This window comes from Pirellulaceae bacterium, assembly GCA_029243025.1.
Classification (GTDB): domain Bacteria; phylum Planctomycetota; class Planctomycetia; order Pirellulales; family Pirellulaceae.
Genome location: JAQWSU010000034.1, coordinates 157,954 through 172,683, shown reverse-complemented (window position 1 = coordinate 172,683; position 14,730 = coordinate 157,954). Strand labels below are relative to the sequence as shown.

Genomic DNA, 14,730 nt, shown 5'->3' with positions numbered 1-14,730 from the left:
CGACTTGGTCTGGCTAGATTTTGGGGCGTCTCTGGCCGACTGCTCATTCGTTGCCACTGCCCATTTGTGAAATCTCATCATCCCCCGGTAAGCCAAAGCTGTAAAGTGTGCCTTTTAATTCGGTGCCGAGAAAAAGAATGCTGCCGGTGCCGACGTAGACTCGCCCACGCGATATGGAGGGGCCGCTCCACACCGTTCCGATGGAGATTTGTTTGAGCACCTTTCCCGTTCCTGCGTTGAGGAACACGAGCGATTTCGAGATCGTCGTCGTGAAGCAAGCAACTCCCCCACCGAGAGCGACTCCTGATCCGACGGGGTCACCGCCCTTGTAAAAGAATGAACGGATTTTAGGGCGATTGTGACGCCAGTTTTCCTCGGCAAGATCCGCTGTGAGGCTCACGACACGGCCTCCCTCAGGCGAATCGGGCCGATTGGTATTCATCATTAGCCAGTCGATACCATTGGTTACCACCATTTGGCCGTCGGTAGCGCAGCCCGTTTGGATGCCACCGATTGGGCTTGGCAAGGCAATCATGCGTGGATCAGGTTTTGGATCAAGTGGATACTTCGGCTTACCTTGAAACACTGGCGTGTTTGCGAGTCGTTTGCCGTCGCTTGCTCGCAAAGTGTAAAAGCCGCCATTTTTGCAACCCACCCCAACAACCTTGACGTTTTTTCCTTGCGACTTAATCGAATAGATTTTGGGGGTGTCACCGATCGAACAATCTTTGTAACGGCCCGTTTCCGGATCGTAGCCGGACATGGCGGAGTTGTAGATATCGCCTTTGTTGATTTGGGTTACCCATTTTTCTTTGCCTGTCTTTGCGTCGACTGCGATTACCGCTGCGGAATACTTGGTATACAAGCGCGGATTGTCCTTGGTCGGCCGCCGCGGTGAATTATGGACGTCCGTTCCAAAGAAAATGGTTTCGGTTGCTTGGTCGTAAGATGGGGTGGACCAGACAGAACTGGTCGAGGGACCGTACTGATAAATGTGCTTTCCCTTCGAATCCACAATCGCAATCGGTTCTGGGAATTTCTCGGGCTGTTCGCCTACCTCATATTTCCAAACGACGTCGCCCGTATCAGGATCAAAAGCCACAACAAAGCCGCGCCCGGTGCAGCACGGGTAGTTGGGGTCAAGCGGATACGGGTGCTCATATCCCCCCCCTCCGACAATCACTTTTCCATCCGCGAGGATGGCTGACGCATTGAAGATGTTGATCTTGTGATGATTGGGGAAGCCCGGTTTGCGTGTGTCGACTTTCCAACGCTCTTTGCCTGTCTTTCGATCGAGGGCATAAAAGACACCCGCCGAATTGCCGAAAAAGACAGTTGTGTCGGTCACCAACGGGGAGGTAAGAATCCCATTCTCTGCATCAATCGTATTTCGTCCGCCCTTGGGCAATGAACTAGAGCTGGATGCGGTTTTCAGGTGGTAGACCCATTCAAGCGAACCATTTGGTTTCAATTTATAAAATGCTGGATAGGTTGCTGTGCCAAAATAGACATATCCGTTCACCACGCTGGGAGTCCCGTGAATGGCACCCACGATCCCCCCGGCATTTTTGGGAGGAAAACGCCATTTCTCAATGAGTTGTGACGCGTTTTTAGCATTCAACGACTTCTCTGCGGAATTGAAACGCCATCCCTTCACACCATGATTGTAAGAAGCCCAGTCCGCCGTCGTGATATCGACGAAAGTTGGAGCGGATTGATCGGCAGAATCTTGGCTTTTCTTGTCGTCAGTCGGTGACGTTTGAGCGCAGCCGATGTTGCCAAAAAGTAGGCCGAAAATGAGTGAAATGATAAGTTTTTGCGTTTGCTAGAAGTGGTCGCCAGAAAAATCGATGATGAAATTTAAATCTCGATAAACGTGGTTCGACGCATTAATTGCTACGTAAAAGTGCCAAGATGCGATTGTGTTGTGCTCTGGATTGTGTTTCGTTGAAGAAGCCCTTTTATCACAGCAAAACCAAAATGTTTTTGGAAGGGTGACTTATTCGTCTCCGAATCGACCTTTCGATAAGGCGGTTTTGGTTTCGTAAGACTTCGGGATCAAAAGATCGGCCGAGTAGGTGATCAGCCGGTGGTGGTGCTGCGAATGGCTTAATCAGCCACCAATCATGGAGCGGTTAATTCGAGCGGTTAATTCGAGCGGAGACAGAAGTTTGACGTGATTGACGGTGGTTAGATCGTGTCGGGGTCAAATGGCTACCTTGCCGGTAGAGTATCGAGGTCCCTTTCGATTATACCGTTCTAAATTCGTCTTCTTGCTGCCAATGGTGTAACGAGTTGTATCAATTTTTGACGTCTGTTGCCGGATAGCAATCGTTGGTTGAGTTGTTAAAGACGAGATATTGATGTCGCCGGTCTGCCTTTCGCGAGGTGTGCCGATCCGATGAGTTACGCTTTGCGATGCAGGTCGATCAAATCGGTTTCGTAATAGATTAAGAGCAACGCACCCTGTGCGGCACGACGCTCGAACAGATTGTGAATAAGTGCGACGTCGTTTGGCCATGGGTAGGCAAAAATAAGATCGAAATCTTCGATCTCGTAACCAATTTCGTCATACGCACTGTCGGGTTCTGTGTGAAGTGCCAGTTCACCTTCCTGTTCGGAAAATGCTTTGTCGATTAGATCGTCAACACCTTCAGGAATAAAACTTCCATTGACGATGTTTACGGGGACCTGCAAGCCTTGGTGAATCTGTGCTGCCACGTCGCACAGAGTTGTGTCGTATTCGATTCCGTAAGATTCAAAACCGATCATGGCAGCAAGCGAAGTTACCACGCTGATTCCGCTTCCCCATTCGCAGAAGCGATTGCCGCAGGTTAGGTCCGAAGCGTGGATGGCTTTAAGGCATTGGTAAAGATCCGGATAATCGCTGGGAACAAAACCGCGAAAACGTTTGGCGGTGTTCACTCGATGGGATTCGACAAGATCGTCGACGGAATTCAAAAACTGAGTGATCTCAGGTGGAATTGCGATCGATTTATAATCAAATGGAATAGTGTTCAAGGGCATTGGGGGGCAAGCGTAGCGATCTGAAACAATTGATCAGCAGGGGAGGTTGAGTGGACGACGCCGGCATGATGATTGCAACGCTGGGCTGTTGAGTTTGAGGGTGTTGGGGGCTGGTCAGTATGGGTTTTAGCAGGATACGACTGTGTGATCTACGGGATGACAGATGCGCAGGCTGCTCGTCGCGAATGAAAACTTGCTGACGAAAGATAGGTCGAGTCGAGGTTTCCCCGTCATGAACTCCTTACGTGGACGGATTCTTAAACAAACGGCGGTCAGCGATTGACGATCTTTCTCAAGAAATAATCCGCTGGGTGAGACGAGTTCGGCGGGCCTATTGGGAGCCGCTGTCATCATTTTATGAAAAGATGACAAGAAGTGGCGTGGGCCGTTGATTCAAAAAATGGCTACGGGAGACTGAGTGGCTGCTGGTGATCGATGCGGTTGGCCAGGGGCAGATAGGATGGAATCTGATGAGGGGGGGCTTTTTGGGTAGACTGAATCTGCTTCCGCACAGCAAAATTAACTTTTGCGATGAAGCGAAAGCGGGGCGGAAATATTGATTGAGACGATATTCTGTTTTTGCGTTGGGGAGCCAAGGGATGGAAGAGGAACGACAGGTTATTGATCGGATTGATATTGGTTGCGATTCTATTTTGGTTTACCGGCTTGAAAGCCAATCTTCGCTGGTGGTGACGTTAGAGAAGGGGGGCGACGTAGAAATCTTACTCGATTCGGAAGAGTCGTTGCGCTTGGCCGAAGCCCTGCGGTTGGCAGCGATCGAACGGGACTGACGGTGTCCGAGGAGTTCGATCGTCGCCTGGCTGGAATGCGGGTGGCATTGATGTCACTTCAGGTGATTTCTGCATGCTAACGTTTCCTGGGGGCAATGAGGAAGACGACCGTGCCGACGCCCGAAGCGGAGGTTGTTTCTTAACCCCAGGTACGCCAATGACCTGAGAATGAGCCTACGGTTTAGTTGCTGTTATCAAAGAATAGTAGCCGAAGGATGGTGTGACTTGGACGTCGGTGAAGCCAGTAATCGTTAACAGGTCCACGAGTTCGTTGGCGGTAAACTGTTTCCCCTTCTCGTGCAAAAGCATGGCGATGGAAAATAGGGCGACAGTCAGTGGCCCATCTTTTTGCGAATTGAGCAGCATTTCGTGTAAGCAAATCGCCCCGCCTGGTTTCAATGAGTCGAAGGAACGACGAGCAAGCAGCCGACACGAATCCAAGTCCCAGTCGTGGAAGATGTTGCCGAACAGAATGGTGTCAGCACCCGTGGGCCATTGGTCATTAAACATATTGAATGGTGTGGCTTTAATGCGAGCAGAAAGCTCAGCAGCTGCAATGTGCTCTCTCGCTATCTGACAAATGGGTTCAAGTTCGAGGATCTCACATTGGATCTGAGCATGGTATTTGGCAATGGCCATGGATAGTGAGCCAGTGCCTCCCGCCACATCAAGTAAATTTCGACTTTGTTTAAAAATCGGATGTTGGGCAACCGCAGTCGCAGCGGGAAGTGTCATTGCATGCATTGTTTGCATGAACGATTGCTGCCAGTCGGTCGGGAGTTCTTGGAGGTTAACTGCGAACGGTTGAGGTGGTTCTTCTTGGGAGCTTAAAGCCGCACGTAATTGGTTGGTGGCCGGTAGCTGCGAGTTAGTGAGATCGTTGCGGTAAAAAGGGCTCGTTGGCAAAAGATAGGTGCGAGAAACATCGGTAAGCGTGAAGCAGTCATCTTCGTCAGCGCGTAGAAATCCCATGGCGGCTACCACTGCGACGATTGCCTCAGTGGCTCGAGGAGAAATTCTCAAGCGTTCGGAAATGGTCGAGATAGGCAGGGGCTGTTGATTCAGTTCCTCGTAGAGTCCAAGCTCGACGGAGATCGCCAGGCAAGGAAACGCGTGTTTCGATGCGATGGCGTCATAAACGAGCCGATCATCGGGGTTAGGGATGTTCGTTCGGTCGTGAGCCTCAAGCATCCGAATAGCCTTTTCAGGGTGTGAAGTTGCAACAGGGGTTAAGAAGCAATACGGCGATCGCATTACCCGTGGGCTGTCGTTGTTGAAAAAATGCCCAGCTGCATGTATCGAAAGTCGACTGGGAATTAGTGTGCGACTCGATCAGGCCCGCTGAACTGGCCGCCGGATCGGGAATTCGATTGCTGATGAAAGCGAGTTTCATTGCCCCGCCGGTTTACCAGCCGTGTTGTTGTGCGATGCGGCCAAGAATACCGATGCCGTATCGGCCTTGCCGATCACCCTTGTTGTCCACGTATTGTTTGACAAGAGGTAACGCAGGTTCTCCCATCCAATCAAGCACGTTGTGCAGCATTATGGAGTTGGATGTGCCTTCGAAGAGTAGTTGCTGAAGGCAGGCCATTGCGTCCTCCGTCTGTCCTAAATTGATCAGAGTCCAAGCTGCCATCATTCGGACTTCGTGGGAGTCATCCGTCAGTGCGCTCGCCATGATCGGCTTCGCAGGCTCCGAGTCTTGGGCAAGCAAGTGCAATCCGACGATCCCCCACCATCGCATCCCTTCGTCATCGTTGGACATCCATTCGACAAACGTTGGTAGATTTTGTTTGTTCCGCGTCAAGGCGAGATCGGCTGCGTCCAGGTACGTTTCTAGCGGATACAGATCCGGGTTTCGAACCATTTCATAGAGGGTGATTTCGTTTTCAGCGGCTCGGCGATTCCGCATTTGTTCGGGAAGGAGTCCTGAATCAAAGAGTTCGAGTTGACGCTGGCGTAGCGCCTGTTTGAGTTTGGCGATTCGTGTCTGATGCTCGGGCTGGTCAATTAGGTTATGGACGTTGTCAAAGTCATTCTGATTGTCGTAGAACTCTTCCGATACACGTGGTCGAAAGAAGCGACCTGTGATGGCGTTGGTTTTCCCTTCGCGATGGTGTCGTTCCCAAGCTGGAGTCGCGGGGGCCTTCCAGAGATAGGCCAGGTGTTGGCCTGCCGGCGCATAGGGTAGGTAATTCTTGTGGTAGGCGAACCGTCCGTCTCGAATCATCCGGACGTTGTCCAATCGTTCATCGGCTCTCTCACGAAAACCGACGTGATAGTTGGGTGCCTGCTCGGTGTCATCACCAAGAAAAATCGTTCCTTGAAACGTATTCGGGATCTCGGCGTTGGCGAGGCTTAGCCAGGTTTTAGGCATGTCGACAAAACTGACAATGCGGTCAACGGTCATTCCGGGATTTTCGGCCGGATACCAATGCTTGAATTTTTCCGGGATGCGAATGATCAGTGGGCAATGGACTCCGCTTGAATAGAGGAATCGTTTACTGCGCGCCATCACACCGCCGTGGTCGGAGTTGTAGATCACGATAGTGTCTTCGGATAAACCGTCCTCTTTTAATGCATCGAGGGTGTCCTGGACTTTGCGATCCATGTTTTCCACCGCAGCGGCATACTTGGCGTAGTTTTTTCGGATCACCGGGAGGTCGGGGTGATAGGCGAAAAGCCTCATCGTAGCGGGATCTTTTTTGACCCGACTGACGTCCCCGTGTGCACGACTCTCGTGACTGTCGCCGATGTTAACGACGGCAAAGAAAGGCTGGCCGGGCGATCGCATGCGCCAACCGTATCGCTCCTTGCCCCGTTTGTAGTCCCAGCAGGCCTTGTCGTTCCGACCCCCAATGTTGTAGTCGGTTTTGCCTGGATTTGAGGTGTGATATCCCGCTTTTCGGAGCATGTCGGGATAATATTTGATCACGTCGTGGGGGATTAAATTGCGACTCCGCATGGGTTGTGTTCCGTTGGAGATGGCGTACATGCCTGTGATCCAACAGGATCGCGTTGGCGCGCAGACCGCTGCGTTGTCAAAACAATGCGTATAACGAAAGCCTTCGCGAGCCAGTTGGTCGATGGCTGGAGTATCCGCGTTCGTGCCACCGTAGCAGCCTACCCAAGAGACTCCGTTGTCTTCACTGGTGATCCAGAGGACGTTAGGACGATCGGAAGGGGCGGCGGAGAATGCGGGGCTGGCCCACACTGGGAAAATGGATGCCAACAGGGCCATGACGATGACGGGTCTCTGTTGCCATGTGGGAAAAGCTGTCAGCGTGGGAAGCCTGTAATTCAACGTTCGTCTCCGAGGGTTGGGTCTTGTGCGATGGCGAAATACGGTTGTTTGTTGGTGACGCTTCTCTTTCAATTATTGTGTCGCGGCGGGGGATGCGGCGTCAAGCAAGAAAAGCTGGACTTCGCTCGAGTGCGGAGCCCAAGCGTCAGCTCTTTTAATGTTTGACAATTCGAATTGCCTGTCCGCCACGTGGCCCGAGTTTGGCCTCGAGGAGGGTTTGGGAACTGACGGGCTGACGTATGATTCCCCACCTTTTTCTATGTGGTGACACTTGGGGCGTCTCGATAAATATCTGCCTCGTATTCACTGCCGGCCGAAAGAAAGCTAACCAGAATGTTCAAGGTTCTCGCTTGACCCGCGTTGAGGCAAGCAACAAACCAGTCGATACCTTTGCGGCGTGCAATGACCGCATGCGGGCCGACTTTCCGTCTAATACGCGAATTTCATCCCAGGTTGTTGGCAGATGCCGGAAAAATTCAAGGTTTAGTTCGTCTGTTGAAGACGCATTGAATTGTTTCCGGAGGGGGTGCTGGAGAAGGTCGACGCAGTTGGCTGGGCGGTTTTCGCCCGTTTTGCGCCGTTCGGTCGTTCTCGTCGTGCCGGTTTGCCCTTTTCTGTGCGGGCTATCTTAGGTACATTTCTCACCCATTTGGACAGGAAAAAATCGACCTGCTGGTGAACTAGCGGGGTGTGTGTAAGCTGATGAGAAGTACGACTGTCGGCCAAGCGATTGTAGGGTTTATCGTTTTGGGTTGCAGCTGCGCGCAAGCCGACGGGCAGGATTTGTCTTTTGATTCCGGATTCGATCCCTACACGGAGGCAACGGCCAAATCGGAAGGCTGGTCATTGCAAATTCTGCCAGATGGACTTATTTATCCTCCCTACCTCGCTGGCCAGAAAGAGCCTCGCTCCAGCATTCAATATTATTATGAAAAAGACAACGGTTGGTCGTGGTTTTCTACGGTGGGCGGCCAGCTAGGCATTCTGCGTTGCGGAACAAAGGATCCGTATTTTCCGACTGGGGTGCAACTTGGGATCGAAGGCGCGGCTCAATTCTCTGGAGCTAATTCCGATCTCTTTCATCTGTTCTCGACCGATGCCCGGTTCGGGGTGCCGTTGTCGATTGGTTGGGGTAATCAAGAAACAAAGCTGGCTGTCTATTTTCTTCACACCCATCCGAATCTTGGCTATTTTAGTGATGAGCTGTCATTGAAGGATAAGTTTTTCCAGCGTCGAGCGATTGTGTTGGGGCATGCGATTCATCCAACTGAGACAGTTCGCTTGTACGGTGAAGTCGGCTATGCACTTGCCTCGAGCATGAACGGAAAATGGGAGTTTCAGCTCGGGGCTGAGTTTGCGCCACAACTGCCAACGCGAATTTGGGGGGCGCCCTTCGCAGCGGCCAATCTGCATCTGCTTGAGACCGACAATTTTGGAGGAACACTTGCACTACAGGCTGGTTGGTCCTGGCGCAGCGATGACGCTCGTCTCTTGCGACTCGGCGTGTTCTACTTAAATGGGCGAGGAAATAACTATGCAAACCTCGATCTAAGTGAGCAGCAGATTGGTTTTGGTGTTTGGCATGATTACTAATCATGGTTGCTCGCATTGCTGGAAAGCATACAACTTGAGTTCCCCAAAACTTGTACACAAGGCTCAAGCCAAAGAGCGCAGGACATGCAGCCAAAATACCATGCTAGGTACACTTTTGAGACGGTTTACTTGGAGGCTCACAGCCGCTTTCGCGGGACAGCGTTGATCAAGGCTGTTGTCTGTCGGCGGTGAATCGTTCAATAGCTAAGTCCAGGGTGGCATTATTAAGCGGGCTGTGCGATACGGCAGGAAATCGAAGCGATTCATTTCCATTCCGATAGCCTTGCACGCTCGAACGTGATCTACATTATCTGAAACTCCTTGACAGGATCCCAATGTTGCATCGACCAACCCAGCGGCGTTTCCGTGAGCTTCTTGCTACTTAAATCGTCTGCATGCCCGGCCCAATCCGGCCGTCGATCCTCACACGCTAGTCGGCTGGGCCCTGGGCCAGTCGCACTGATTGCTCTTTGTGGCGTCGAAGATGACCACCGCCGAGTCGGTTAGTATTTGATGACTACAACAACTTTGGCGACGAAAGTGCAGTAGATCGTGATGAATGCTCGAGCCAGCTTTTCACATCAATGCCAGACTTTGAAGCTTGACGGCATCTTCGCTGAGGTACATGGTAGTTGGTTGCTGTATTTGACCTGCATTTTTGTTTTCGCGAGGGCACGATGAAAACACATTCGCTATTGGATAACGGGCGTTGTTTAGCGGCGTGTTTTGCGCTGATGCTATTGTCTGCGACCTGGGTGACCGTAGCTGACGCACAGTCGCCAGGCAGTCGGCTTCAACCGAAGAACCAGCTAACGGTTGGTTTGTTGGGCAACACGGCGGTGCAGGAAGAATTGAGCCTCACCGATGCACAGATTGCCGCGACCGTTGTTCCTGCAAAAAAAATAAACGGAGAAATCCTGTCATTAGCCTTCAATCCGGAGCTCGTCAAACATCCGGAAAAGATGAAGGTCATGGTCGATAAGATCAAAGAAAAAGAAAAAGTGCTGCTCACCCATTTGAGCAGTCAGCAACAGCAGCGTTTGAGCCAACTTTTCTATCAAAGGGCCGGCCCCATGTTCTTTCAAGACTTGGAGGTACAGAAAGCACTCAAGCTCACGGAGGGTCAGCAACAACAAATTGGAAAAGTCTCCGATGCTTGGAAGATGAAAATGCAGGCACAAATAAATGACATGCTACGTCAACGCGCCGAGCAACGACGTAAGGGGCTGGCTCCCCAAGCCGTTCGAGAGGCGAACCGGAAAAAATCGGATCGCTTACTGGAAGCCACGAATGAGGCGTTTAGCCAGATCTTGACCGAAAAACAGCGTGATCAGGTGGCAGAAATGAAAGGGAGGCCGTTTGCATTTCCGCAATGATGCCAAGCGGCGCTGGTCCTGGAAACGACAGGCCGGTAATGCGATCTTGGTGGCGTTGCCAGGCACCTATCTAAGCCGTTCTATGTGATTGATCGCACCTGGCTTCTGTGCCCGGCCATTTTGCAATATCCGATCCAGTATTTGAAATGATCTGGAGCAGTTCGGTTACAGTAGGCATTCGTGGATTACTATTGCAACAGACTTAAGGTTAAAGCCAGAACGCTCGCGAATTGGATGGAGCAGCCTTATCGTCAATATAGGAATTCGTAATGAATCGATCCTCCCGAATCGGTATCGTCCTCACCTGCCTGCTCTCGAGCTGGGGCGCCGGTCATGGAAACGCGATGGATTCGATTACGGTGCGTGTTGTGGGGACATTGGAGACTGGAATAGTGGCGATTGGTGGAGAGTCCACCGGGACGACGATCACGGCAAACGGAATCTGTTGGGAACTCGCCGTCGATGAGCCCAAGGTACGGAAGTTGTGCGATCGCTTAAACGGTAAAAAGGTTGTCGTGGAAGGAACGCTCGGGTCTCGGGCGGGCATTGAGACTGGCAAACGATGGATCGTGACCGTCACCCATTTACACGCTCTCGCCAGTCAGGGCGTTCAGGTTAAACAGAACGCCAAGTTGCAAGCGGTCACCGGTCGACAGGATACAAAGGTCGTTTTCAATGCGACTCCCCGGGAAACGATCATCGACATTCGCAGTGGCTTTGGTATCGATCATGCCACGATTGCTCGGGTGGGATCGACTTGGCCTGAGAGTTTGCTAGTCAGGTTGCAATTAAAGGGACTCGAGTTGTTTCGCGTCGAGAACAATCGCGTGGCCGTCGAATGGTCTGTTTCCAGTTCAACGCCGCGTAGAAGGCGGGTGACGTTGTGTGTTGACGGGAAGGAAACAGCGATCGATAAGCAGAGCCCATTCTTTTCGGAGCTGCAAATCGTGGCCGAACGCGGGAGCCATCCGGTGAAGGACGACTATTTTGAAGTTCGCCTTCCCGTCAAGTTGTACGCCGATAACCCGCAGGAACTCGAGTTGCGATGGATTGACTTTTATCGAAACTGATATCGGCGGCCATGGCCCGTTAGATTCTGACTGGCTGTGTGCTTGGTTCGCGAGATGTTTCACGTAGGGGGGCTCTACCGTGGAGAGATCCAGACGTGATAGATGCAGACAGGAGGTTTGCCTTCCGTTTCGATCCATGGCTTAAGTTTCGTTTTTCCAGCCGGAACTTGTAGCCCGCGGAAAATCGCCAGACGCTCGTCTGGATTGAAATCAGATTGGTAGATCTGTTCGCCAATCTGGAGTTTGGCCGTCCAAGGTTTGGATTTGTCGATGGCGTGTCGCGGGTGTGATTCAAAACGGATATCGAATCGACCGTCGTCAGAGAATTCTAATTTGTAGTACCCAAGCTTATCCGTCCGCCAATTTCCATCGATCATGTCTTGCCAGGTGAGAATGCTGGGCGATTCGTGTTCTGGCGCAATGACAATGTAGGGAGGTCCTGGTTGGTCGGCACGTTCGGTGCTAACGTCGTCGAACCAGGCTTCATAGGTTTTTATGAGATCGTTCAAAATAACGCCCTTTTCTGTGGCAAGATTTTTTGTTTCGCCGGGGTCGTCGGCCAGGTTGTAAAGCTCCCAGTTAGGTGTGCCCTTGAATTGCTCAGTTTGTGTTCCGGATGGATGGACTAGTTTCCAGTCACCTTTTCGAACCATGCAGCTGTGGTAGCGGCTGGGCACGTCACCTCGGTGATATTGAATCACCAAGGGGCGTTCGGTGAGCGGCGCGGATGGATCCTTCAGCTTGGCCAATAAGCTTCTGCCGTCCAGATTGTCGGGCAGCTCGACGTGGCAGGCATCGAGCAGGGTTGGCATGAGATCGATGTGGGCTGCAACCGTTTTCGGTATCGATTCCCCGGCCTTAAATTCACCTGGCCACTGAATCCACAAGGGGGTGCGAATTCCGCCTTCGTACAATTCTGATTTCTTGCCACGGAATGGGCCAGCGTAGCGTCGTGTGTTAGGGCCGTTGTCGGTCAGGAAAATGACGATCGTATTTTGGGTGAGCGAGGCATTATCCAGTCGTTCAAAAAGTCGCCCGAGATTGTCATCGACGTTGGTAATCATCGTTGCGATCCTGGCAAGCGCATCTTGCTGAGCTGCTGCACGGCGGCCTCCGGCGCCGACCATGATCGGCGAAAAATCGGTCTTTTGGTACTCTTTCAACAGGGCATCGGGTACGTCGTGAAAAGGACCGTGTGGCGCATTGAGCGGGATGTAGCAAAAAAAAGGGGTTTCGTTCGCCGCTTGGCTTTGAATGAACTTCCAGGCAGCGTCAAAGAAAACATCGGTGCAATAGCCCTCGCTGGCCACTTCTCGATTATTGTGGAACAGCAGTGAGTTCGTGTACCGTCGGTCATTCTCGATTGGCTCGGATGGCTGCGCGAGTCCTCCGCCTTTGTGTACCAGAGATTCTGCGAATCCTTGGTCACTGGGGCGCATGGGATAGTTGTCTCCCAGATGCCACTTGCCAAAAATTCCCGTTGCGTAACCAGCCGTTTGCAAAAGCTCGGCAATCGTCACTTCATCGGTTGCCATCATCGATCTTCCCTTGAAGGTGTCGATGCATTTGGTGCGATGGTTGTAGCGTCCTGTCATGAGACAAGCACGTGTCGGCGAGCAGACCGGGCTCACGTAAAATTGTTCCCAATGAACACTGCGTTTCGCCATGGCATCGATGTGCGGCGTTCGTATCAACTGGTTTCCCGTCTCGCCAAAATCGCCGTAGCCCTGGTCGTCCGTCATGACGAGGATGATGTTTGGCTGCTTCGCTTCGGCGAAGGTCGAAAAGCTGGTGAAGCACAAAAGCAACGCCATTAGAGTTGAAAAGCGGTGGACGAGAGGCATGGTAGCTCGATTAGGTTCGGGGCTGTGTCAAGGGAAATACCGAGATGGCGTCGCTCGCGCAGCGTGCGTGCGTCGAGCGACCTAACGAATTATACTGTACGCAGAATCATTCCGTAGTTGTCCAGGAAGTGCTGAATCGCGATTTTTCGCGGTCTCAAACCAAAGGTGCAAAGTCAGATCATGATGAAGCAGACTCGCCTAATGTTTATTGTTTGCCTCTGCTTTACGGCAACCAATAGCTTCGCCGACACGACAGCCGATCGTCCGAATGTAATTTTCCTGTTTGCCGATGATCAACGTGCCGATACGATCGGCGCGCACGGTAATTCATTCATCGATACACCTCATTTGGATCAACTGGCCTCTGATGGGTTTAGCTTTCGCCGGAATTATTGTGCGGGTTCATTTAGCGGTGCAGTTTGTGTTGCGAGTCGCGCGATGTTGATGACGGGCCGTCATTGGATGCGCATTCCCTCGAAGCGAGTTGCGACGGATTGGAAGCAGCTGCCTTTGCTGCCAGCCTTGTTGGAGTCCGAGGCGGGCTATCGCACTTTTATTGTGGGGAAGTGGCACAATGGAAAGGCGACGTTACAACGAGCGTTTTCTTCGGGCCGTTCCGTCTATATGGGAGGCATGGCGAACCACGCAGATTTTGTGGTGCAGGATCTGAATGCCGGGGAACTTACTGGCAAACGTGACGCCGGGGGGTTCTCGAGTGAAGTGTTTGCCGATGCGGCAGTGGACTATATTCAAAATGCCGACCCGGAACAGCCGTTCTTCCTTTACGTTGCCTTCATGGCACCGCATGACCCAAGAAACCCTCCGGAAGAATTTAGAAGACGTTACTATCAGAAACGTCCGCCACTTCCAAAGAATTTTCTGCCTCAGCATCCCTTTCGAAATGCTCCGCAGGCGACTAGCGGTCGAGATGAAGGACTTGCTCCCTGGCCTCGTACTCGAGAAGTGATCAGTGATCAACTTTGTGAGTACTACGGACTGGTTAGTCATCTCGATCAGCAAGTGGGGCGAGTGCTTGACGCCTTAAAGAATAGCCCTCATGCGAATAACACTTACGTGGTCTACACGGCTGATCACGGACTTGCGATGGGGAGCCATGGGTTGCTCGGCAAGCAAAATGTGTATGAACAAAGCATGCGTTGCCCGCTGATTATTCGCGGGCCAGCGATCCCCGCAGGGAAGTCGTCGAATTCCTTTAGTTATGTGCACGATATGTATGCCACCATTTGTGGATGGACTGGGATAGACTCACCCAATGGCGTGGATGCACGCGATTTGACACCGGTGATGTTAGGAGATGTCGCCGAAGTTCGTGATTCGGTCTTTTTGCCATTTCAGGACAATCAACGGGCCGTTTCCGACGGCAGGTGGAAGCTTCATATCTATCCTCGCATTAACCATCGACTGCTGTTTGATTTATCCGCCGATCCGGATGAGCTGAGCGACTTGGCTGGTAATGAAGACTTTCTTGCAGAGGAAGAACGTATGATGGCTTTGATGGAATCCTGGCGTCAGCGGTTGGGCGACGAGTTTCCATTGCACGTGGCTAATCCCTTGCCAAAAGAAGTGATTTACGACAATCAAAAACGGAGTCTGGATGTTTGGCAGCCAAAATGGATACGCGACAAATACTTTGATGGGCGTGACGATCCTGACCATGGCCCCAACCGTCGCGCCAAATCTCGTCCGTGAGCCAACCGATTGCTG

Annotated in this window: 10 protein-coding genes; 5 read left to right on the top strand and 5 right to left on the bottom strand. The window is 51.9% G+C overall.

Features of this window, described 5'->3' with window-relative positions; translation table 11 throughout:
• Positions 1-43: 43 nt before the first annotated feature.
• Positions 44-1,657, bottom strand: a complete 1,614-nt coding sequence (locus P8N76_16860; GenBank protein ID MDG2383343.1) for a PQQ-binding-like beta-propeller repeat protein — start codon at positions 1,655-1,657, stop codon at positions 44-46.
• A 749-nt stretch (positions 1,658-2,406) separates the two neighbouring features.
• Complete coding sequence (locus tag P8N76_16855) at positions 2,407-3,027, bottom strand: hypothetical protein (protein MDG2383342.1); 621 nt, start codon at positions 3,025-3,027, stop codon at positions 2,407-2,409.
• Positions 3,028-3,587: 560 nt separating this feature from the next.
• Here P8N76_16855 and P8N76_16850 point away from each other — a divergent pair.
• Positions 3,588-3,818 carry a hypothetical protein gene (locus tag P8N76_16850; protein MDG2383341.1) on the top strand — a complete coding sequence of 77 codons (231 nt, stop codon included), beginning with the start codon at positions 3,588-3,590 and terminating at the stop codon, positions 3,816-3,818.
• Between the two features lie 174 nt (positions 3,819-3,992).
• On the opposite strand, the gene P8N76_16845 is transcribed toward P8N76_16850, so the two are convergent.
• On the bottom strand, positions 3,993-5,009 hold the full coding sequence (locus tag P8N76_16845; GenBank protein ID MDG2383340.1) for a methyltransferase: 1,017 nt from the start codon (positions 5,007-5,009) through the stop codon (positions 3,993-3,995).
• A 214-nt stretch (positions 5,010-5,223) separates the two neighbouring features.
• Positions 5,224-7,122, bottom strand: coding sequence for a sulfatase-like hydrolase/transferase (locus P8N76_16840; GenBank protein MDG2383339.1), 1,899 nt, complete (start codon positions 7,120-7,122; stop codon positions 5,224-5,226).
• 702 nt (positions 7,123-7,824) lie between these two features.
• Here P8N76_16840 and P8N76_16835 point away from each other — a divergent pair.
• From P8N76_16835 to P8N76_16825, 3 genes are all read left to right on the top strand, one after another.
• Positions 7,825-8,715, top strand: a complete 891-nt coding sequence (locus P8N76_16835) for a DUF1207 domain-containing protein (protein MDG2383338.1) — start codon at positions 7,825-7,827, stop codon at positions 8,713-8,715.
• A 677-nt stretch (positions 8,716-9,392) separates the two neighbouring features.
• Positions 9,393-10,091, top strand: coding sequence for a hypothetical protein (locus P8N76_16830; GenBank protein ID MDG2383337.1), 699 nt, complete (start codon positions 9,393-9,395; stop codon positions 10,089-10,091).
• Positions 10,092-10,360: 269 nt separating this feature from the next.
• Positions 10,361-11,161 (top strand): hypothetical protein, encoded by an 801-nt coding sequence (locus tag P8N76_16825; protein ID MDG2383336.1) that lies wholly within the window; start codon positions 10,361-10,363, stop codon positions 11,159-11,161.
• 74 nt (positions 11,162-11,235) lie between these two features.
• Here P8N76_16825 and P8N76_16820 read toward each other — a convergent pair whose 3' ends face one another.
• Positions 11,236-13,005 (bottom strand): arylsulfatase, encoded by a 1,770-nt coding sequence (locus P8N76_16820; protein ID MDG2383335.1) that lies wholly within the window; start codon positions 13,003-13,005, stop codon positions 11,236-11,238.
• 180 nt (positions 13,006-13,185) lie between these two features.
• On the opposite strand from P8N76_16820, the gene P8N76_16815 reads away from it, so the two are divergent.
• Positions 13,186-14,715, top strand: coding sequence for a sulfatase-like hydrolase/transferase (locus P8N76_16815; protein ID MDG2383334.1), 1,530 nt, complete (start codon positions 13,186-13,188; stop codon positions 14,713-14,715).
• Positions 14,716-14,730: the final 15 nt, after the last annotated feature.

Coding starts and splice junctions, on each gene's coding strand:
- P8N76_16830 (MDG2383337.1), top strand. CDS start 9,393: ATGAAAACACATTCGCTATTGGATAACGGGCGTTGTTTAGCGGCGTGT.
- P8N76_16845 (MDG2383340.1), bottom strand. CDS start 5,009: ATGCTTGAGGCTCACGACCGAACGAACATCCCTAACCCCGATGATCGG.
- P8N76_16835 (MDG2383338.1), top strand. CDS start 7,825: ATGAGAAGTACGACTGTCGGCCAAGCGATTGTAGGGTTTATCGTTTTG.
- P8N76_16855 (MDG2383342.1), bottom strand. CDS start 3,027: ATGCCCTTGAACACTATTCCATTTGATTATAAATCGATCGCAATTCCA.
- P8N76_16815 (MDG2383334.1), top strand. CDS start 13,186: ATGATGAAGCAGACTCGCCTAATGTTTATTGTTTGCCTCTGCTTTACG.
- P8N76_16825 (MDG2383336.1), top strand. CDS start 10,361: ATGAATCGATCCTCCCGAATCGGTATCGTCCTCACCTGCCTGCTCTCG.
- P8N76_16820 (MDG2383335.1), bottom strand. CDS start 13,005: ATGCCTCTCGTCCACCGCTTTTCAACTCTAATGGCGTTGCTTTTGTGC.